Genomic DNA, 20774 nt, shown 5'->3' on the forward strand with positions numbered 1-20774 from the left:
TGTCCCTGGTGATCAAAGCTCCCGTCAAGTCGCTAGAGCGACTTGACGGGAGCTTTGATCACACCGCGCGCCTAGGTGAGCTTGCGGCGGCCGGCGAAGCCGCACTCCAGGCGGTGGTACCAGCTGATGTCCCGGTCGCCCTCCAGCCAGCACCACAGCACCGGCCGCCCGTCCCGCTCGCCGGCGAAGTCGAGCAGCACCGGCGCGTACCCCTTGACCTGGATGTCCTGCTCGCCGAGCTCGTCGAGGATGCCGTAGATGCGGGCCTCCAGCGCCTTGACCTCGGGCAGGCCACCATGCGGGCTGGTGCCGCCGTCGGCCAGGTCGGCATGCAGCTCGGCGAGGTCGGCGCGGAGCACGATCAGCTCGTCGACGCGCGGGCGCAGGGTGGCGAGCAGGTGGCGTGCCTGGGCCAGAGTGAACACGTCCGACAGTATGGTGCATTCGTTAGTCGGGCATGGACCTGCCCGATTTGTCGGGGTTTCGACTACACAAGGTGATCGACGACGTCGACCTCGACGGCGTGGTCGTGCGCGGCCTGCGCGGCAGCTTCCACCGCCGCCCCAGCGGGTCGGGGCTGCTCACCGTCGGCGTCTACAGCTACGCCGGGGCCGAGCTCATGATGGCCTGGGGGTACGTGGGTGAGGCGCACTGCCGCTTCAACGCGCTGCGCCGGCCGGATGGCTCGTGGGAGCCGCCGCGCCAGGGCTGCCCGCCGGTCGCCAGAGTGCACGACGGCGGGCGGGTCACCGCCCTCACGCTCGGCGAGCACATCCTGCCCGCCGAACCGGTGACCGGCCCGCCGTCGGGTGGGGCGCGCGCTCCTGGTCCGGAAGCTGTCCTGCCGGCGGTCGGCGGGCCGGAAGGACTCGGACCTTGGCCGCCGCCGGCCGCGTGCGCGGCCGACAGCGGGTCCTGAGCGGGGCGCTGCCCCGGGTCTCTGTCGAGTTGTGCACTTCTTTCACGTCCTGGGCGCCCGCCTGCTGCGGGGAAGATGGCGGGCGCCCCCTCGCGCTCCGGATAGGGCGCGGGCCTAGTGTGGTGCGCCCGCCGGCCGCACCCCGGCAGACGCGGTCCGGCGCACGTACAGCAGGGATGCGGCGGTCAGGCCGAGCCCGGTCACGAACGCGACCGCGTGCACGAGCGGGTGCACGATCGGCACGAACGCGATGACCGCCACCGGTATCTGGACGACCGCCACGAGGGCCGCTAACAGGCCCCGCCGCCGGCCGCCCCAGAGGTACGCGGTCCACACCGGCGCCGTCACCACGGCCAGCACGAGCACGTCGAGCACCGCGTGCAGGACGGGGCTGGAGACCTTGTCGTGGGCGAACGCGGAGGCCGGTGCGGAGACCCAGAGGGCCGCCGCAACACCGCCGAGGATCACCGCGAGACGTCGCATGGCCGTACCTCCCTGGGTGCCGCTATCACTACTCCCTGTCATGACACTAGGAGCGCGCGGAGCGGCCCGGAAGGGATGAACGCGTGAATGAATCAGGAGCACCTGAGAGTGGCGCGTGTTCCTGATCTTCGCGCTAGCCGCTCTGCTGGGCGATCTCGCGGGCCCGGTCGCGGGCCGCTTCCAGCGCCGCCAGCAGGGCCGCGCGGACTCCGTGGTTTTCCAGCTCACGGATCGCAGAAATCGTTGTCCCAGCAGGTGAAGTCACTGCTTCACGGAGCTTTACGGGGTGCTCGCCGGAGTCGCGGAGCATCACCGCCGAACCGATCGCGGTCTGCACGATGAGCTCGTGCGCGACCTGGCGGGGCAGCCCCAGCAGGATGCCGGCGTCGATCATGGCTTCGACCAGCAGGTAGAAGTACGCCGGGCCGGAGCCGGAGAGCGCGGTGACCGCGTCCTGCTGCGACTCGGGTACACGGAGCGTGGCGCCCAGCGGCTTGAACATCTCCTCGGCCAGCGCCAGGTGGGCCGCGGTCGCGTGCGGGCCGGCCGAGATCGCGGTCATCGCCTCGTCGACCAGCGCCGGCGTATTGGTCATGACCCGGACGACCGGGGTGCCCTCGGGCAGCCGCCGCCCGAAGAAGCTCGTCGGGAGCCCGGCGCAGAGCGAGATCACCAGCTTGCCGGACGGGATCTTGACGCCGATGTCGTCGAGCAGCGCGCCGGCGTCCTGCGGCTTGACCGCGATCGCCAGCACCTCGGCCTCGGCGACGGCCGTGAGGTTGTCGACCACGCGCACCCCGTACCGCTCGGCCAGCTCCTCGGCCCGGGCCTGGCGGCGGGTGGTCGCCAGCAGCTTGTCGGCCGGCCAGCCCGCGCGCAGCAGGCCGGAGAGCATCAGCTCACCGATCTTGCCCGCGCCGATCACGGCGACGGCGTGCACTCCGGGTGCCATGGGGTCATCCTCCCTCTTCGAACGTGGAAACGGCGCGCCGCCCTCGGGACGGCGCGCCGTTGCGGACGCTGGGTCTCAGCTGCCGAAGAAGACCTCGGCCTCGGTGTAGCGCTCGATCGGCACGGTCTTGAGCTCGCCGGTGCCGTCCTTGAGCGGTACGCGGACGATGTCGGTGCCGCGCAGCGCCATCATCTTGCCGAAGTCGCCCTCGTGCACCGCGTCGATCGCCTGCAGGCCGAAGCGGGTGGAGAGCACCCGGTCGAACGCGGTGGGCGTGCCGCCGCGCTGGATGTGGCCGAGCACGACCGTACGCGCCTCTTTGCCGGTCCGCGCCTCGAGCTGCTCGGCGAGCCACTGGCCGATGCCACCCAGCCGCACGTGGCCGAACGAGTCGAGCTCCTGGTTGTGCAGGACCATCTGGCCGTCGAGCGGCTGCGCGCCTTCGGCGACGACGACGATCGGCGCGTACTGGTGCTGGAAGCGCTTCTCGACGTACTGGGCGACCTGGTCGACGTCGAACTGCCGCTCGGGCAGCAGGATCACGTTGGCGCCACCGGCGATGCCGGCGTGCAGGGCGATCCAGCCGGCGTGGCGGCCCATGACCTCGACCACCAGCGTGCGGTGGTGGCTCTCCGCCGTCGTGTGCAGGCGGTCGATCGCCTCCATCGCGATGTTGACCGCGGTGTCGAAGCCGAACGTGTAGTCGGTCGCGTTGAGGTCGTTGTCGATGGTCTTCGGCACGCCGACGACCTTCACGCCCAGCTCGTCGAGCCTGGTCGCGACGCCGAGCGTGTCTTCGCCGCCGATGGCGACCAGCGCGTCGACGCCGAGGCCGGCCAGGTTTTCCTTGATCTTCTCCACGCCGCCGTCGATCTTGAACGGGTTGGTGCGGGAGGAGCCGAGGATGGTGCCGCCGCGCGGGAGGATGCCCCGCACCTCCGCGATACCCAGCGGCTTGGTCAGACCCTCGAGGGGACCCCGCCAGCCGTCCCGGAAGCCAACGAACTCGTGCCCGTACGTGGCCACGCCCTTGCGGACCACCGCTCGGATCACCGCGTTGAGACCAGGGCAGTCACCGCCGCCGGTGAGCACGCCGATACGCATGATGTCCTCAATCCTCCTGATGGGCTGCTGAAGCGAGATCTGATGGGCTGGTGAAGGAAGATGGCCCGTCGGCGTCATTGCCGGCCCTGCGGCGGGGCCGTCAGTGCGCACTGTAGTCGTCCACCCTGAACGCGGGATGGCCGGGTTCAACCCATCGCCCGCCACCGCGCGAGGTTGTGGCGGGCGTCCACCAGAGCGTCGTGGCGGTCGGCTTCGGCGTCCGGCAGATGGGGCCGGCCACGGTCGTCCCAGCGCTGCCGGAGGTCCTTGGTAAACCGGGGAATCTCCCGGGGCAGCGCCGGCATCGGCCCCCAGAGCTGGGCGAGCGCGACGTGGTCGTACGCCGCGTACCAGGCCCACAGCTCCATCCGCTCGTGCGGCCGCCCCTTGAGCGGCTCGGTCAGGAACCGGTGGAGGTCGTCCCGGATCCGCTCCCGGGAGCGCCAGGCGGGGTCGCTCGGCGAGGGGAGGCGGTCGAGCACGTTGCGGCGGACCCAGGGCACCGCCTTCGCGTCGTCGAACTCGGTCGAGACCGCGTAGAACTCGCGGCCGTACTCGTCGACGACACCGATAGAGACGAGGTCGACCACCTGGCCGTCCTCGATGAACTCGCAGTCGTAGAAATAGCGGTACACCATCGGGGGTCATCATGCCCGCTAGCCCGATCGAGTACTAATGCGACGAGCCGGCCGGGTAAAGCAGCCCCCCTCGCTTTACCCGGCCGGCTCCTCATCCCCGCCGCCGGACCCGCCGTGGCCCCCGTAAAGTCCCCCACCTGCGACGGATCGCTCCTCTAGCCTGCACGTATGCTGAGACTCTGACTGTCGCCGATGTGATCGCGCGGGTGTACAGGACACGACACGCGGGACGGCATCTGGTGTTGACAGGCCCGCCACTGGCGGTGATTGTTGTGTGTTCGACCTGTTTCTGCCGCGATGGCGGGCGAAACGGGAATGTGGTCCTTACCGGGGAGGGGTTGGACCGTGGAAGGTCGCCTGCCGGATCCTGGCGACGCACTGACGGGCGTCGAGATGTTCGCCGGTCTCGAGCCCGAGGCGCGACAGCGTGTCATCAACGCGGCCGTGCCGCGCACGTACCGGAAAGGTCAGCTCCTCTTCGTCGAGAGTGACCCCGGCGACTCGCTCATCGTCCTCAAACGCGGCGCCGTCGCCGTCTTTCGCACCTCGCCGACCGGCGAGCGCGCCGTCCTGTCCGTCGTGCGCCCGCCCGACGTCCTCGGCGAAGTGTCCCTCCTGGACGCCTCCACCCGGTCCGCCTCCGCCGAAGCCATCGAAGACTGCACCGCCCTCGCCCTGTCCCGGCCGGCGTTCATGGAACTGGTGCACAACAACCCGCGCATCCTGGACGCCGTCATGCGCTCCCTCGGCGCGCTGATCCGCCGCCTCACCGAGCAGAACGCCGACCACGTCTTCCTCGACCTGCCCGGCCGGGTCGCCAAGACGCTCGTGCGGCTCGCCGGCGAGAGCCAGGCCCCGATGATCACCATCGAGCTCAACCAGAGCCAGCTCGCCGAAATGGCCGGCGGCTCCCGCCAAAGCGTCAACCAGGCCATCGGCTCATTCGCCAGCCGCGGTTGGCTGCGCACCGAAGGACGCCGGATCGTGGTCACCGACGTGGCGGCCCTGCGGCGCCGGGCGGGCATGGCCGACCGCTGATTGTGACAGGGTGATTCGGCCGACTGCCCGCTTCCCGCGCTGGCGGGACGCCGCGATACTCGGTCTGGTAAGGGCCCCACGCCCTATCCGACAGAAGGGCCCCTACCTTCTTGGAGGACGGCATCACCGCCCCATGCCCTCGGTGCGCCCGGCCAGCCGCCGCAGCTGACCGATTCTGCGCAGGGTGCGGCGCCGAGCTCAGCCCGGTGTGCGCGCGGTGCGGCCGGCAGCTGGTGGCCGGTGCGGCGTACTGCACGGGATGCGGGGCGGCCGTCGGCCCGGTCCAGGCCGCGGCCCCGCAGGAGGACCGCCGGCGGATCAGCGTGCTCTTCGTCGACCTCGTCGACTTCACGCCGTACGTGGAGAGCAGCGATCCCGAGCTCGTCCGCGGGATGCAGACCGGCTTCTTCTCGGCCGCCCGCCGGGTCGTGGGGCAGTACGGCGGGGTGGTGGAGAAGTACATCGGCGACGCGGTGATGGCCCTCTTCGGCGCGCCGGTGGCCACCGAGAGCGACCCGCTGCGCTGCGTGCGAGCCGGGCTGGAGCTGCAGCGGGTGCTCACCGGGTTCGCCGGTGACCTGCGCTTCCGGGTGGGCGTGGCGACCGGCGAGGCGCTCGTCGACGTGGCCGCCGCCCGCGACGGCGGCCAGGCGATCGTGGCCGGCGACGTGGTCAACACCGCCTCCCGGATGCAGGCGGTCGCGCCGCCCGGCGGGGTGCTGGTGTGCGGCACCACGTACGCGCTGACCCGCTCCGCCGTCCGGTACGCGGCCCGCCCGGCGGTGACGCTGCGCGGCCGGTCGGCGCCGACCGAGGTGTGGCTGGCCGAGGCGCCGCTGCGGGCGGCCCGCGCCGACCGCGCGCCCGACGCGACGCCGATGATCGGCCGCGAGCACGAGCTGCGGCTCCTCGACAACGCGCTGCGACGCGCGCTCCAGGACCGCACGCCGCAGCTGGTCACCCTCTTCGGCCACGCGGGCATCGGAAAATCCCGCCTGGTACGGGAGCTGCACGGGCTCGCCACACCACCCGCGACCTGGTACGTCGGCAACTGCCCGCCGTTCGGCGACGACGTGGCGTTCGCGGCGCTGGCCGACATCGTCAAGGCGGCGACCGGCATCCTCGACACCGACACCGCCCCCACCGCGGCCCGCCGCCTGTCGGACGCGGTCGCCGACCTGGTACCGCCCGCGGAGGCCACCCGGCTGGTCGACGCGCTCCGCCCGCTCGTCGGACTGGACGGCAGCCGCCTGCCCGCCGAGGAGGCCGAGTCGTCGTGGCGGCGCTTCCTGGTCGCGCTCGCCGCCCGCCGCCCCACCGTGCTGGTCTTCGAAGACCTGCACTGGGCCGGCGACACCATGCTCCGCTTCCTGGAGCTGCTGGCCGCCTCCGCCCGTGACGTACCGCTCATGCTGCTCTGCACCGCCCGCCCCGAGCTGCTCGACCAGGCACCCGGCTGGGCCGGCACCAGCTCCCTCGCGATCACCCTGCCGCCGCTGCCCGACACCGGCATCGCCGCGCTCTACAGCCACCTGTTCGGCCGCGGCCCGGTCGCCGCCGACATGCTCGGCCCGCTGGTCGAAGTCGCCGACGGCAACCCGCTCTACGCCCACGAGTACGTGCGGATGCTCATCGAGCAGGGCACGCTGCGCCAGTCCGGGCGGGGCTGGTCGCTGGACGCCGAGCGCGAGCTGCCCATGCCCGACAGCGTCCACGGCGTGATCGCCAACCGCATCGACCTGCTCGACGGCGACGACCGGCGGGTGCTGCTGGCCGCCTCGGTGGTGGGCACCTCGTTCTGGCCCGGTGCGGTCGCCGCCGCGCTCAGCCGCCCGGTCGAGTGGGTCGAGCGCTGCCTGCGCCGCCTCGAACAGCGCGACTTCGTGCACGAGCGGGCCCAGTCCACGATCGCCGGGCAGGCCGAGTACCGCTTCCGCCACGTGCTCGTCCGCGACGTCTGCTACCGCCGCCTCCCCCGCACCGAGCGGGTCGCCCGGCACGAGCGCACCGCCGACTGGCTGGACGCGCTCTCCCGTACCCGGGACACGGATCTCGCGGAGGTCCTGGCCCACCACCGGTGGGCGGCCCACGACATCGCCCGCCGGCTGGGGGTCCGGGCCGAACGCCACGCCGCGGCCGCCCGCGGCGCCCTGCACCGCGCGGCCCGGCGCGCCTACGCGCTGCACGCGCTCGACGCGGCCGCCGCCCACGCCGAACGGGCCCTCGCGCTCCCCGGCATCCCCGGCCTCGGGCTGGAGCTGCTGGCGGCGGAGATCTCGTTCCACCGGCTGGGCACGCTGGACGTCGACTCGGTGGCCGCGCTCGCCGCCCGCCTCTTCGCCGGCGGCGACCACGCCGGGGCGGCCCGCGCCTGGACGCTGCTCGGCCAGGCCGCCTGGGTGCGCGCCGACCGCCCGGCCGCGCTGGCCAGCCTCGACCGCGCCGTGGAGCTCTTCGACGCGCTGCCGGACAGCGCGCAGAAGGCCGACGCGTACGCCGAGCTGGGCCGCCTCCACATGCTCAACTACGAGCGCGAACCGGCCGTCCAGGCGGCCACGGCGGCGGCCGAGATGGCCGAGCGGCTGGGCGCCGTCGAGGTGGTCGCCAACGCCCGCATCACCGTGGCCGCCGCCCGCTACCAGGCCGGCGAGCGGGCCGGGCTGGACGAGCTGTACGAGGTGCACGCCTTCTGCCGGGACCGCCGCCTGCTCGCCCTCCCCCGCGCCGTGCAAAACCTCGCCTGGGCGGTGCGCGAGGAGGGCGACTGGCTCGGCTCGGACACCCTGCTCGGCGGCGGCACCGACCCCGGCGTACTCGCGACCGGGTACTCCGGCGAGGCGATGCGGGCGTACTTCGCCGGCGACTTCCCGGCCCTGCTCAACGCCGCCGACGCCTTCCTGCACACCCCGACCGGCCGCTGGGACATGCAGGTCCGCGGCGTCCGCTCGGTCCTGCGCATCCTCCGCGGCGAGGCGCACGCGGACGACGTCGACGAGGCGCTGGAGACCGCGCGCGGCAGCGGCTTCCACCGCCCGTACTGGACCGCGCTGGGCCTGGGCGCCCTGTGCCGCGCGCTGGCCGGGCAGCGGCGCGAGGCGGCCGCCCTGCTCGACGAGCTGGTCGCGGCGTGGCGCCGGGTGCCCGCGCTGGCCAGCGGCGAATGGGTGGCCGCGGCCGCCCACGCGGCGGCCCTGACCGGCCCGGACGCGGCGGCGCCGCTGCGCTCCGCGCTCGCCGAGGTGCCGCACCGCACCCCGTGGGCGGAGGCCGCGCTGCACACGGTCTCGACCCCCGCCCGGCCGGCGGCCGGCCTCCTCGCGGCGGCGGAGATCTACGCCGGCATCCCGGACGCGACCGACCGGATGCTGGCCCTGGCGCTCGCCGCGGCCGAGCTGCGCCGCGGCGGCGACCACGCGGCGGCGGACGGCACGCTGCAGGAGGTACGGGCGTTCGCCCACCGCAACCAGGCGCCCGGACTGCTGCGCCTGGCGCACGGCGCCTTCCCCGACACCAGCTACTCGCCGATCCTCGCGTCCTGAGCACCGCCGTGAGATCCCCGGAGCCGGCGCGGCCAGCCGCGGGCGGCGCTGGCCGGGGTCAGGCGGCGACCGGGGCGGGCGGGGGCTCGGCGCCGGTGTCGGTGGGAGTGGAGACGGCCTTGGCCTGCTGGGTCTTGACCTTCTGGGCGTAGATGTCCACGTACTCGCGGCCGGAGAGCTCCATCAGCTCGTACATGATCTCGTCGGTGATCGCCCGCTCGACGAAGCGGTCGCCGGCCATGCCCGCGTACCGGCTGAAGTCCAGCGGGCGGCCGAAGCGGATCTTCACGCGCTGGATCTTGGGGATGATCTTGCCGGGGGGCTGGATCTCGTCGGCGTTGAGCATCACCACCGGGATGACCGGGGCGCCGCTCTCCAGCGCCAGCCGGGCCACGCCGGTCTTGCCGCGGTAGAGGCGGCCGTCCGGCGAGCGGGTGCCCTCGGGGTAGATGCCGGCCAGGTTGCCCTCGCGCAGCACGCGGAGCTGGGTGTCGAGCGCGGCCTGGGCGGCCCGGCCGCCGGAGCGGTCGACCGGGATCGTGCCGGTGCCGACGAAGAACATCTTCACCAGCCAGCCCTTGATCCCCTTGCCGGTGAAATACTCGGCTTTGGCGACAAAGGTGACTTTCCGCTTGACCATCAGCGGCATGAAGATCGAGTCAGAGAACGACAGGTGGTTGCTGGCGATGATGGCCGGCCCGCTGTCCGGCACGTGGTCGCGACCCTCTACCTGCGGCCGCCAGATCAGCCTGAGCCATGGCCCCAGCAGGATGTACTTGAGCAACCAGTACAGCACAGGCGTCCTTCCCGCAGAGCTCCGCACGCGCAACCCGCGCACGAACCCGTCCGGGATGAGCCTACGAAGCGGGTACGCCGCGCCACAACGCACTCCCCGAACCAGTCCTCGCCGTGTCACGATTCAGTGCACGGCCCGCACGCCCGGGTGAGGGCCGTCGAGCCGAGCCGACCCGGCGCCACGAGCGCCAGCGAGGAGTGTGTGCGGTGGCAGCGGGTGGCGCCCGGCGGGGGCGGCGAGACAACGGGCTCGACGCGACCGAGTACGCCGTGGCCGGCGACGTCGACCCCCGGGTCGGCGAGCACCTCCTCGACGTCCTGGCCGCCGGGGGCATCGCGGCCTACCTCCAGCCTTCCGCCGACCTCAACCCCGTCACCCGTACGACGACCATCCCGCCCCGCCCCACCGACCGGCTGTACGTGGACCGCGCCCACCTCGACGTCGCCCGCGACCACCTCGCCAAGCTGGCCGAGGCGCCGCAGCCCGAGCGCGATGTGGACGTCGACGTCGAGGCGGAGTGGCAGCGCATCGTGGCCGGCTTCCACACCGACGTCGCCGAGCGCACGCCGCCGTGGCCGGCCGCCGAAGACGCCACGCCGAGCCCCACGGCCGACCCGGGCGAGCCGCTGACCGACGCGACCCGGGTCAGCGGGGTGACGCTCGGCCGCCGGCAGGAGGAGCCGTCCCTTCTGGACGGTCTCGACACGTTCGGCGCCGATCTGCCCGGTGATGACGACGACGAGGGGTACACGCCACCCCCGCCACCGCCCCTCCCCCGCATCTCGCGGTACGCGGTGCTCGGCATCGTCGCGATCATCGGCGGCTTCGTGCTCTTCCTCTTCCCCAGCCTGCTGCCGGCCGACCGGGGGATCACGACGCTGCTCGGGTTCACCGCGATCCTCGCCGGTTTCGTGACGCTGATCTGGCGGCTCCGTTCCGGTGACGACGAGGAGGACGACCCCGACGACGGGGCCGTGGTCTGAAGACCACCCAACGAAAATGCTCCGCTTCGCTCCACATTTCCGCCGGGGCCCGGAAACCTCCCGCCGCACAACCCCTGAGGCAGAGAAATTCATCTACCGCCGTCTCCGTTACGTAACGCTTGTGTAACTTGGCGTCAGTAGGAATACTCCTATCACGCCAATTCCCCCGACCATGGCGCGCGGTTTGTCGATGGATTCTTCTTCCGATCGTCGCCCTGCCGAAACGAGGTGCCGAATGCGGCAGACTTCCCTCGTGGTGGTGGCCAACCGCCTGCCCGTCGACGACACGGTCGCGCCCGACGGCGCCTGTGAGTGGCGACGCAGCCCAGGCGGCCTGGTCAGCGCCCTGCACCCGATCCTCCATCACACGCCCGCGACCTGGGTGGGCTGGGCCGGTGGCACCGGCGCGGCACCGAGCCTGCCCGACGTCGACGGGGTGCGCATGCACACGGTGGCCCTCTCCGCCGACGACGTGCGCGACCACTACGAGGGCTTCGCCAACGCGACGCTGTGGCCCCTCTACCACGACGCCGTCGAGCAGCCCGTCTACCACCGCCGCTGGTGGGAGTCGTACCAGCGGGTAAACCAGCGCTTCGCCGAGGCGGCCGCCGAGATCGCGGAGCCCGGCGCGGTGGTGTGGGTGCAGGACTACCACCTCCAGCTGGTGCCGGGCATGCTCCGCGAGCTCCGGCCCGACCTGCTGATCGGGTTCTTCCTGCACGTGCCGTTCCCGCCGCCGGAGCTGTTCATGCAGCTCCCCCGCCGGGCCGAGCTGCTGCTCGGCATGCTCGGGGCCGACCTGGTCGGCTTCCAGCGGGCCCAGGCCGCGCACAACTTCGCCCAGCTCTGCGCCAAGGTGCTCAACGTGCCGGCCACCGACCGCCGGATCGCCGTCGAAGACCGGGTGGTCCGCATCGGCGCGTTCCCGGTCTCGATCGACATGGCCGAGATGGAGCAGCTCGCCGGGCGTCCCGACGTGGTCGCGCGGGCAAAGCAGCTCAGGGTCGACCTGGGCGAGCCGCAGCACATGATCCTCAGCGTCGACCGGATGGACTACACCAAGGGGATCGAGCACCGCCTCAAGGCATACAGCGAGCTGCTCGCCGACGGTCACGTCAAGGTGCGCGACACCGTGATGGTGCAGGTGGTGGTGCCGAGCCGCGAGCGCGTCGAGCAGTACCAGGTGCTCCGCGACCGGGTCGAGCGCGAGGTGGGGCGGATCAACGGCGAGTTCGGGCGGGTCGGCGAGCCGGCGATCCACTACCTCAACCAGCCGTTCGACCGGGCCGAGCTGGCCGCGCTCTACCGGGCCGCCGACATCATGGTCGTCACCCCGCTGCGCGACGGCATGAACCTGGTGGCCAAGGAGTACGTGGCGGCCCGCGTCGACAACAGCGGCGCGCTGGTGCTGAGCGAGTTCGCCGGGGCGGCGGCGGAGCTGACCCAGGCATACCTGGTCAACCCGCACGACCTCGACGGCCTGAAGCTGACGCTCATGCACGCCAAGGAGGCGGCGCCCGGCGACGTGAACGCGCGGATGGGCGCGATGCGCGAGCACCTGCGCGACCACGACATCCAGGCCTGGGCCCGCTCCTACCTCACGGCCCTGGACCACACCGGCTCCCTCGCCGCGCGCCTCACCACCGACTAGATTTGCCCCGGTCCGCGCCAGCCGTAGACCGTTTGCGCGGGGCCCCCGGGGAAACGTGGAGCGCAGCGGAGCGTTTTCTTGGGGTGCTTTCCCGCGGGCACCGCTGCGGCCGGCGGCTCGCTCGCGCTCGCCGAAAGCCCCGGCCTCCGCTGCCGGGTCCGCGGGACAAGCCCGCCGGGTGCATGGGCTCGGCGACCTGTCTGTGCGCGGCGCTCCCGCGCCGCTCCCCGCCCCCCCACGTCCGTGATCGAAGCTCCCCTCACGTCGCTAGAACGACGTGAAGGGAGCTTCGATCACAGGCCGCGGACCCGGCCGGGCACCGCGTCCGGCCCGACATGGCCTCGCCCACCACGCTTTGCCGCCTCCGGGGCCTGCGGCTCCCGAGGACGTCGCGGTAGCCCAAATCTCCATCGTGGAAAGGCTCCTCAGGAGCCGCCCTTTTCCAGCCAGTCGAGGATCGCGTCGATGGGCTCGCGCCACCGGGCGTCGAGCATCAGGTCGTGGCCCATGCCGGGGAAGAGCAGGGGCGCGCCGCCGTATCGGCGGGCGGCGCGGGTCAGCGCGGACGCCGGCACCACGCGGTCGTCGGGGCTCCCCACGACCAGCACCGGCGGGTCGCCCACCGCCGGCTCGGGCGCGCGGTGCAGGAGCAGCTGCCACTGGGCGCGGGCGGAGGCGCGGCCCAGCCGGCCGGCGTAGGCCTTGGCGACCGCGTCCGGCACCTCGCGGCTGAAGAGCTGGCGGCGGCGGAGGCGCAGCCGCCCCCCGAAGATCGCCGGAAGCGTGCCGCCGGGGTTTCTCCGCACTGCCGCCCCAAACGTCGCCCAGCCGCCCAGCACCGGCGCGGCCAGCACCGCGGCGCGCGCGGGGTAGCGGGCGAGGGCGCGCTCGACCACCAGGGCCCCGGCGCCGTGCCCGACCAGCACCGCCTGGCGGGGCAGGCTCGCCGCCGCCTGGACGACATCATGCGCGTACGCCCGGAGGGTGGCTTTGGGTGAGCCGGCGCTTCCGCCGTGGCCGCGCGGGCTGACCGCGTGCGCCGCGAAGCCGCGGCCGGCGGCGTGCTCCAGCCAGAACTCGGCGAACACCCAGGCACCGTGCCCGAAGCCCGGCACGAACAGCACCGGCGGCTTGCCCTCGTCGAGCTCGGGGGTGGCGCTGAGCACCTCGCGACGGACCGGCGGCACCGGCTTGGCCCAGTCGTCGAAGCGGATCAGTCTCATGCGCGCGCTCCCGCCAGGCCGTCGATCATCTTTTGCAGGGCCCGCAGGTAGTCGACGTGGCTGACCTCGAACCAGTGCCGCGGCGTGTCCTTGACCTTGGCGCCGGTCCAGCGGCGGTCGGGCTCCTTGGCCACCGTGCCGGCCCAGAACTCGCCGGCCCGCTGCGGCGCCGCCTCGCGCAGGCGCAACCACCGCGCGATCGCCACGGTCTGCCAGTGCACGAGCGGGAGGATGCCGGAGTCGGACTCGATCAGCCCGGCCACCGCCAGCGTGGGGTGCCGCCGGGAGAACGCGTGCAGGTGCAGCCGCGGCCGCCCCTCCGCCGTGGCGGCCAGCGCCTCCGGCGCCAGGAACTCGAACCTCGGCTGGTAGCCGGTCGCCGCGACCACCACGTCGGGCTCGACCTCGGTGCCGTCGGCGAGCTCCACACTGTACTGCCGGAAGCGGGCGACGTCGGGCACGGGCGCGATGCCACCGTGGCCGACGTGGTAGATCAGCTGGCTGTTGACGATCGGGTGGGTCTCGAAGACCTTGTGGTCGGGCCGCCGCATGCCGAAGCGCCGGAGGTCGCCCACCGCCAGCCGGAGTATGCGCTGCAACAGCCACTGGCGCAGGCGCAGCGGGAGGCGCAGCCGCAGGATCGCGTCGTGGAACTGGTCGGCGGGGCGGCCGAGCAGGTACTTCGGCGCGTACCAGTAGCCGCGGCGGGTCGAGTGCCAGCAGCGGGACGCCTGCTGCGCCGCCTCCACCGCGATGTCACACCCGGTGTTGCCGCCGCCGATCACGAGCACCCGCTTGCCGCGCAGCTCGGCCGGATCCTTGTAGGCCGACGCGTGGATCACCCTGCCCTTGAAGTCGTCGAGCCCGTCGTACGCCGGGAGGTTGGGCGACCAGTTGTGCCCGTTGGCGACGACGACCGCCGCGTACCGATGGGTGCGCTCGGCGCCGTATCCACCCGTGCTGCGCGTGGTCACGTCCCACCGCATCCCGTCGGCCGGCTCCACCTTGACCACCTCGGTGCCGAACCAGATGTGCGGCCGCAGGTCGAAGTGGTCGGCGTAGCGCTCGAGGTAGGCGAGGACCTGGCTGTGGTGCGGGTAGTCCGGCCAGTCGTCCGGCATCGGAAAGTCCGGGTACTGCGTGAGGGGCTTGGACGAGACCGGATGGGCGCTCGCGTAGACCGGGCTGCGGTCGTGGCGCCAATTCCACCCCCCGCCGACGCCGGTCTCGCGCTCGTAGCAGTCGACGCCGAAGCCGTGCTCCCTGAGATTCTTCACCGCGGCGAGGCCGCTGGGCCCGGCGCCGACGACGCAGACTGTCTCGCCCCGGTCGTAAACCGGGCGCCCGTCCCGCCACAGGGTCGCGCTGTCATGGTCGGTGGAGGTGGTCACCGAGTCTTCTCCTTGAAATAGCGGCTGCGAAATCCTCTCGACTGCCCGCCCTCTTTGTCCACCCCCGGACCGAGTGTTTCAAGGTTGATGCGACGCGACGGTCCATTGCACTCACGGTCCGCGCCGCTCAAGCCGTCCGCGCGGCCTCTGGGGTGCCCGCGACCCGCGCCGCCCGCGCGGTGCCCGCAGCGTCGCGTTACAGCAGAAACCAGGTTTCTGCTGTAACCATCGCCGGTTTTGACAGCAGAAACCTGGTTTCTGCGCGGATCATGAGCGGCGGCGGAGTGCGGCCTTCAGCTCGGCGACCACGCCGTCGAGGTCGTCGCGGAGGCGTTTGGACGTGACGTGCAGGACGATCCAGTCGGCGCCGAGCAGCCGGTTGAGGCGTTGGCGGTCGTGGTGGATCTGGTCCTGGCCCGCGTGCCACAGCCCGTCGTACTCCACCGCGACCTTCTGCGCCGGCCAGGCCAGATCCACCCGGGCCAGGAACCGGCCATCGCGCTCGATCACGTACTGGGTGACCGGCACCGGCACATCGGCCAGCACCAGCCGCACCCGCAACCGGCTCTCCTGCGGCGACTCGGCACCCGGGTCGGCGAGCGTGGCCGCCCGCAGCAGCCGCCGCCAATCACGGGCGCCCCGGCGCCGGGCGGCGTACGCCCGCAGGTCGGCGACGGTCAACAGCCGGCCTCGCAGCAGCAGGTCGATGACGACCACGGCCTCGACGAGGTCGAGCCACTGGGCGAGGTCCCAGCAGGTACGCACCGGCGTGGTCACCCGAACTCCGTCGAGATCACGCACATCCCCGTCGACCAGGTCGGCCGAGTGCGCGCGCAGGCCGGCCGAGCGGCCGAACCGCAGGTGGCGGGGTACCACCACCTCCACCGGGTGGTCAGGCTCCGCCGCGCCGGCGCCGTACAGGGCCGCCGCCGACCGGCCCGCGACAGCGGCACCGGCCGGTAGCAGGTAGTGGCATACCGCCAGGCAGCGGTGCCGGTGGGTGATCGCCAACGAGGCGTCCGCGTAGACCCCGCGAAACAGCGGCCGCCACGCCGCACTGCGCAGCTCGGTGGGGGTCAGCAGCCGCCGCCGCAAGGCGTTGCGGGCCAGGAAGATCTTGCCGGCCAGCGCCGCCGGACGCCGGGGAGGTTTAGGCATCCCTCCAGGTTCACCGCTGGTGCGGTCTCGTGCTGCCCCGCCCAGGGGCGGGGTTGAGGAGGGTGCGGAGGATCAGGACGGTCAGGGCCGTCAGCGTGACGTACCGGGGCACGCCCGCCCCGAGTTGTCGGGCCCGCGGCCAGCGGCTGGTAGTGGGCGGCTGGCGGCAGCGGTGCGGACGGGTCGCCCAGGGCCCGGGTGACTCACGTGAAGTGGAGGTGCGCCACCACCGGGAAGTGGTCGCTCGCGCGGAGTGCCTCGGGGGTGTCGACCACGTCGTATCCGAGCACGTCGACCCGCGGGTCCACGAAGAGCGCGTCGATGCGCTCGCGCGGGCTGGCGCAGGAGAAGGTGGGCCGCTGGACGTCGCCGGCCGCGTCGGTCAGGCCCTCCGCCAGGATGCGCCAGGCCTCGCCGGAGGAGGGCTCGTTGAGGTCGGCGCCGAGCACCACCGGCAGGTCTACTTTGGACAGCTCGGCCCGCACGGCGCTGGCCTGTGCCGGGCGCTCGTCCGCGTACGTCGACAGGTGCGAGCCGGCCACCACGAACCGCGCCGGCCCCACCGAGCACTCCGCGAAGGCAGCGCCCCGCATGTGCCGCCCTGGCGTGTGCGGCAGCCGGATCGACCATGAGTCGTGTACCCGTACCCGGAGGTTTGTCAGCACCAGGTTGCCCAGCGAGGGCAAGCCGCCGGCGGCGACCAGCATGCCGAAAGATCGGGCGAGCTCGGCGGTCTTGCCGCGCCAGCGGAAGCGGCGCGGCCCCTCCTGGACGATCAGCACGTCCGGCGCGACATCCTTGACCACCGCGGCGAGTGCGTCCTGATCGTCCTTCTGGCTGTGCACGTTGTACGTCAGCACCCGCAGATCCACCGAACCTCCTGGTCCGCTCGCTCGCGCCGCACCAAAAGCAAGCTCGCGCAACGGAAGCAAGCTCGCTCACGGCAACGACCCTAACGGCGGCGGGCGAGATCTCCCGCACCGACCACGCCGGCCGCGTTGCCCATCTCGGCGGCCACGAGCTCGGCCACCGGTACGCGGCCGCGCTGCGCCAGGGAGTCCATATAGGAGCGGCCGGTGGGGCCGAGCAGGAGGTCGCCGGCCTCCACGACGCCGCCGCCCACGACGAGCATCTGGGGGTCGAGGATCTGCACCATGTCGGCGAGGGCGATGCCGAGCCAGTGGCCGATCTGCGCGAACGCCTGCCGCGACACCGGATCGCCGTCCATCGCCGCGGCGGTGACCATCGGGCCGGTGATCGCCTCGGCGTCACCCTCGGCGAGTTCGAGCAGGGCGACCGCGTTGCCCGGCTCCTGGCGGGCGCCGGCGCGGGCGAAGCGCACCAGGGCGTTGCCGCTCGCGTACTGCTCGAGGCAGCCGAGCCGCCCGCACCCGCAGAGGTGCCCCCCGGGTACCGAGCACGTGTGGCCCAGCTCAGCCGCGATGCCGTGGATGCCGCGGACCAGCTCGCCGCCGAGCACGATCGCGCCACCCACGCCGGTGCCGATCGTAAACAGGACCATCGAGTCTTCGGCGTGCCGGGCGGCGCCGAAGCGGAACTCGGCCCAGGCGGCCGCGTTGGCGTCGTTTTCGACGATGACCGGAAAGCCGGTGGCGGCGGTGACGTACTCGCGGAGCGGCTCGTCGCGCCAGGCGATGTTGGGGGCGAAGATGACGTTGGACCGGGTGGCGTCGATCCAGCCGGCGGCGCCGATGCCGACCGCCTCGATCTCGCGCCCTTCGGCCAGTTCCTGGACCGCCTCGATGATCACGTCACGGGTCTTGGCCACGTCTTCGGCAGGGGTGTCGCGGCGCGTCTGCGCCAGCACCGCACCGGTCTCGTCGACCACGCCGGCGGCCACCTTCGTGCCGCCGACGTCAACACCGATGGTCAGTGTCACGCCGATGTCCCCTCTGTCGAAGCGCCCCTAGGGCCTGTATCAAATTCCTTGCCGGGCTGCGCCGGGCCCAGACGCCGCCATGCGGCGCCGGGCGTAGGGCCACATACAACACCGGTATGCGACCTTGCGCCCGCCACCACCTGACGCCGCCTGGACTCCGGCTCGCACCGACAAACTCTTTGATACAGGCCCTAGGGCCACGAACCTTCGCCGGCGTCGGGTGACCAGCGGCCGAGGGGCCACCGGTCACCCGGTGAACGTCAGTGGCCACCGCTCTAGCTCGGCCCTGGATCATGACTGGCCCGGGTGGCCGCGCGCCAGACATCCCCGTCATCGTCCCGCGAACCGGAATGGGACGTGGGCGTTTCCGGGGCAGATCGCGGCGTGGACAGCGACCGCAGCAGGCTCGCCACCCCGGCCGCGAGGTCGCCCGCCCCGGTCGCCACCCGCTCGGCGAACTCCGGGTTGGGGTCGCGCATCGCCCCGATGACCCGGCACACCGGGCACACGCAGCACTCGGCGGAGCCGGTCGCGACCGGGCCGGTGGGCGCGCCGAAGAGGGAGCCGGACGAGACGGTGGCGAGCACCGTCGCGACCAGGCGCTCGGCCTCCTCGCGGGCGGAGGCGGGGTCGGTCGGGTTCATGCGGACTCCCCCTCGGCCCGGCGCTTGAGCTGCTTCAGGGCCGTATCCATGATCATTTTCTCCGCCTTGCGGCGGAACATTCCCAGCATGCCCACCGACAACTCCACCTCCAAGGTGTAGGTGACGGTGGTCGTGCCGTCGCCGTTGTCGACGATGTCGTACGACCCGTTCTGCGCCTTCTGCATCTTCGACGGCGCGACGAGGTGCCACTCGATCCGGGAGATGTCCTCGGCGTACTCGTACTCCAGCGTGTACTCGTCGGCGATCACACCGGCGTCGAGAGTGAACCGCACCTTACTGGCGTACCCGTCCTCGTACTCTTCGAGGACCTCGACCCGCTTCATCGCCTCGGTCCACTCCGGGTACCGGGCGAAGTCGCAGATGACGGCCGCGACCCGCTCCGGGGGCGCGGAGACGACGATGGACTGGGTGGAGGAGTCCGCCATGTCGGCGAGGTTACCCGTGCGAGCGGGGAAGCCCAGTTCCCGGGTAGGTTGCGGTTAGTTTCCCGTGAGGAGTGCCGTGCGCGAGTTCGCCGTACCGCCGGTGGTGACCATCGACGCCGCCGCTAACCTGACCGACCCCGTCTGGGACAACGCCGAGGCCGCCCCCGACACGGTGCAGTTCTCCCGGCGTACCTCCGGGGGGTGGGTCGACGTCACCTGCGCCCAGTTCCGCGACGAGGTCGTGGCGCTGGCCCGAGGGCTGGTCGCCGCGGGCATCGAGCCGGGCGACCGGGTGGCCCTGATGAGCAAGACGCGCTACGAGTGGACGCTGATCGACTACGCCATCTGGTCGGCAGGCGCCGTCACCGTGCCGATCTACGAGACCTCCAGCGCCGAGCAGGTGGCCTGGATCCTCGCCGACTCGGGCGCCACCGCGTGCTTCGTGGAGACCACCATCCACCAGCTGGCCGTTGCCGGCGTACGGGAGCAGGTGCCCGCCCTGGAGCAGGTGTGGCAGATCGAGACCGGCGACCTGGAGGCGCTGGTCGGGCGGGGCGCGAGCGTAGAGGCGGCCGAGATCGACCGGCGGCGTGCCTCGGTCGGGGCGGACGACGTGGCGACCATCATCTACACCAGTGGCACCACCGGTCGCCCCAAGGGCTGCGTCCTGAGCCACCGCAATATCTACTCCGACATCGCCAACGCGATCCCCGGCCTGCACAACCTCTTCCACCCGGGCGCCTCGACGCTGCTCTTCCTGCCGCTCGCGCACTCGTTCGCCCGGCTGATCCAGGTCGGCGTGGTCTCCGCCCGGGCCCGGATGGGACACAGCGCGGACGTGAAAAACCTGGTGGCCGACCTGCAGGCGTTCCGGCCGACGTTCGTGCTCTCGGTGCCGCGGGTCTTCGAAAAGGTCTACAACACCGCCAAGCAGCGGGCGCACGGCGAGGGCAAGGGCAAGATCTTCGACCGGGCCGAGGCGGTCGCGATCGCGTACAGCGAGGGGCTGGACAAGCCCGGCGGGCCCGGCCTCGGCGTCAAGCTCCAGCACGCGCTCTTCGACCGCCTGGTCTACGGCAAGCTCCGCGCCGCCCTCGGCGGGCAGTGCGCCGACGCGATCTCCGGCGGGGCGCCGCTGGGCGTGCGGCTCGCGCACTTCTTCCGCGGCATCGGGGTCACCGTCTACGAGGGGTACGGGCTGACCGAGACCTCCCCCGCCGTCGCCGTCAACCTGCAAGACGCGATCCGCATCGGCACCGTCGGCCGCCCGCTGCCCGGCGTGACGATCCGGATCGCCGACGACGGCGAGATCCTCGTCAAGGGTGACATCGTCTTCGGGCAGTACTGGAACAACCCCCAGGCCACGGCCGACGTGATCGACGCCGACGGATGGTTCCACAGCGGCGACCTGGGCGAGCTCGACGCCGACGGCTACCTCAAGATCACCGGGCGGAAGAAGGAGATCATCGTGACCGCGGGCGGCAAGAACGTCGCGCCCGCGCTGCTCGAAGACCGCCTCCGCGCGCACCCGCTGGTGAGCCAGACGGTGGTGGTCGGCGACCGGCAGCCGTTCATCGCCGCGCTGATCACGATCGACGAGGAGGCCTGGCCGAAGTGGCTCGCCACGGCGGGCTACCCGGAGACCGACACGGTCGCCGAGCACCGGGAGGACGAAAAGCTGCACGCCGAGATCCAGAAGGCGGTCGACGAGGCCAACAAGGCCGTCTCGCACGCCGAGGCGATCAAGGTGTTTCGCATCCTGCCGCGCGACTTCACCGAGGCCACCGGCGAGATGACCCCGTCGCTGAAGGTGAAGCGCGGCGTGGTGCAGAAGACGTACGCCGACGAGATCACCGCGATCTACGGAGGCTGACCGGTGCTCCCGTCCCCCGTCGCGGCCCGACCGCGC

18 protein-coding genes and 1 pseudogene are annotated in these 20774 nt (G+C 72.3%); 6 read left to right on the plus strand and 13 right to left on the minus strand.

The genetic code is table 11. From position 1 onward, the window contains the following. Positions 1 to 71: 71 nt before the first annotated feature. Positions 72 to 425 (minus strand): DUF2203 domain-containing protein, encoded by a 354-nt coding sequence (locus RB614_RS14930; protein ID WP_308713084.1) that lies wholly within the window; start codon positions 423 to 425, stop codon positions 72 to 74. Positions 426 to 496: 71 nt separating this feature from the next. On the opposite strand from RB614_RS14930, the gene RB614_RS14935 reads away from it, so the two are divergent. Continuing rightward, positions 497 to 919: a hypothetical protein gene (locus tag RB614_RS14935; RefSeq protein ID WP_308713085.1), complete on the plus strand. Its 423-nt coding sequence runs from the start codon at positions 497 to 499 to the stop codon at positions 917 to 919. Between the two features lie 114 nt (positions 920 to 1033). Here the strand turns inward: RB614_RS14935 and RB614_RS14940 are convergent, their stop codons facing one another. From RB614_RS14940 to RB614_RS14955, 4 genes are all read right to left on the minus strand, one after another. Next, complete coding sequence (locus tag RB614_RS14940) at positions 1034 to 1402, minus strand: hypothetical protein (RefSeq protein ID WP_308713086.1); 369 nt, start codon at positions 1400 to 1402, stop codon at positions 1034 to 1036. A gap of 133 nt (positions 1403 to 1535) precedes the next feature. After that, entirely contained in the window at positions 1536 to 2354 is an 819-nt protein-coding gene (proC, locus tag RB614_RS14945; protein WP_308713087.1) for a pyrroline-5-carboxylate reductase, read from the minus strand. Between the two features lie 75 nt (positions 2355 to 2429). After that, complete coding sequence (locus RB614_RS14950) at positions 2430 to 3458, minus strand: 6-phosphofructokinase (protein WP_308713088.1); 1029 nt, start codon at positions 3456 to 3458, stop codon at positions 2430 to 2432. A 146-nt stretch (positions 3459 to 3604) separates the two neighbouring features. Next, on the minus strand, positions 3605 to 4096 hold the full coding sequence (locus tag RB614_RS14955) for a polyadenylate-specific 3'-exoribonuclease AS (RefSeq protein WP_308713089.1): 492 nt from the start codon (positions 4094 to 4096) through the stop codon (positions 3605 to 3607). A gap of 345 nt (positions 4097 to 4441) precedes the next feature. Between RB614_RS14955 and RB614_RS14960 the strand changes: the two genes are divergently transcribed. Both RB614_RS14960 and RB614_RS14965 read left to right on the plus strand, forming a co-directional pair. Beyond that, positions 4442 to 5134, plus strand: a complete 693-nt coding sequence (locus RB614_RS14960; RefSeq protein WP_173070968.1) for a Crp/Fnr family transcriptional regulator — start codon at positions 4442 to 4444, stop codon at positions 5132 to 5134. Between the two features lie 110 nt (positions 5135 to 5244). Continuing rightward, complete coding sequence (locus RB614_RS14965; protein ID WP_346434200.1) at positions 5245 to 8673, plus strand: ATP-binding protein; 3429 nt, start codon at positions 5245 to 5247, stop codon at positions 8671 to 8673. Between the two features lie 58 nt (positions 8674 to 8731). Here the strand turns inward: RB614_RS14965 and RB614_RS14970 are convergent, their stop codons facing one another. Further along, entirely contained in the window at positions 8732 to 9469 is a 738-nt protein-coding gene (locus RB614_RS14970) for a lysophospholipid acyltransferase family protein (RefSeq protein WP_308713091.1), read from the minus strand. Positions 9470 to 9675: 206 nt separating this feature from the next. Here RB614_RS14970 and RB614_RS14975 point away from each other — a divergent pair, with 206 nt between their 5' ends. Beyond that, positions 9676 to 10452 carry a DUF308 domain-containing protein gene (locus tag RB614_RS14975; protein ID WP_308713092.1) on the plus strand — a complete coding sequence of 259 codons (777 nt, stop codon included), beginning with the start codon at positions 9676 to 9678 and terminating at the stop codon, positions 10450 to 10452. Between the two features lie 235 nt (positions 10453 to 10687). Beyond that, positions 10688 to 12103: an alpha,alpha-trehalose-phosphate synthase (UDP-forming) gene (locus tag RB614_RS14980; protein WP_308713093.1), complete on the plus strand. Its 1416-nt coding sequence runs from the start codon at positions 10688 to 10690 to the stop codon at positions 12101 to 12103. A gap of 425 nt (positions 12104 to 12528) precedes the next feature. Here RB614_RS14980 and RB614_RS14985 read toward each other — a convergent pair whose 3' ends face one another. The 7 genes and pseudogenes from RB614_RS14985 to RB614_RS15015 form a co-directional block, all read right to left on the minus strand. Next, a complete protein-coding gene (locus tag RB614_RS14985; protein WP_308713094.1) occupies positions 12529 to 13326 on the minus strand; it encodes an alpha/beta hydrolase in 798 nt (265 codons plus the stop codon). Then, entirely contained in the window at positions 13323 to 14717 is a 1395-nt protein-coding gene (locus RB614_RS14990) for a flavin-containing monooxygenase (protein ID WP_308713095.1), read from the minus strand. Before RB614_RS14990 ends, RB614_RS14985 begins: the two co-directional genes overlap by 4 nt. Before the next feature lie 267 nt (positions 14718 to 14984). Next, a complete protein-coding gene (locus tag RB614_RS14995; protein WP_308713096.1) occupies positions 14985 to 15875 on the minus strand; it encodes an endonuclease domain-containing protein in 891 nt (296 codons plus the stop codon). A gap of 203 nt (positions 15876 to 16078) precedes the next feature. Next, the gene (locus tag RB614_RS15000) at positions 16079 to 16747 is read right to left on the minus strand and encodes an endonuclease/exonuclease/phosphatase family protein (RefSeq protein ID WP_308713097.1); all 669 of its coding nucleotides are present in this window, start codon (positions 16745 to 16747) and stop codon (positions 16079 to 16081) included. An 80-nt stretch (positions 16748 to 16827) separates the two neighbouring features. Further along, positions 16828 to 17775 carry an ROK family glucokinase gene (locus tag RB614_RS15005; protein ID WP_308713098.1) on the minus strand — a complete coding sequence of 316 codons (948 nt, stop codon included), beginning with the start codon at positions 17773 to 17775 and terminating at the stop codon, positions 16828 to 16830. A gap of 290 nt (positions 17776 to 18065) precedes the next feature. Then, positions 18066 to 18419, minus strand: a pseudogene (locus RB614_RS15010) (hypothetical protein); the annotation flags it as partial. Further along, on the minus strand, positions 18416 to 18865 hold the full coding sequence (locus RB614_RS15015; protein WP_308713099.1) for an SRPBCC family protein: 450 nt from the start codon (positions 18863 to 18865) through the stop codon (positions 18416 to 18418). The gene RB614_RS15015 and the pseudogene RB614_RS15010, both read right to left, overlap by 4 nt. 76 nt (positions 18866 to 18941) lie before the next feature. On the opposite strand from RB614_RS15015, the gene RB614_RS15020 reads away from it, so the two are divergent. Next, entirely contained in the window at positions 18942 to 20738 is a 1797-nt protein-coding gene (locus RB614_RS15020) for an AMP-dependent synthetase/ligase (protein ID WP_308713100.1), read from the plus strand. Positions 20739 to 20774 lie beyond the last annotated feature (36 nt).

Source organism: Phytohabitans maris (assembly GCF_031085175.1).
Taxonomy (GTDB): Bacteria; Actinomycetota; Actinomycetes; order Mycobacteriales; family Micromonosporaceae; genus Phytohabitans; species Phytohabitans maris.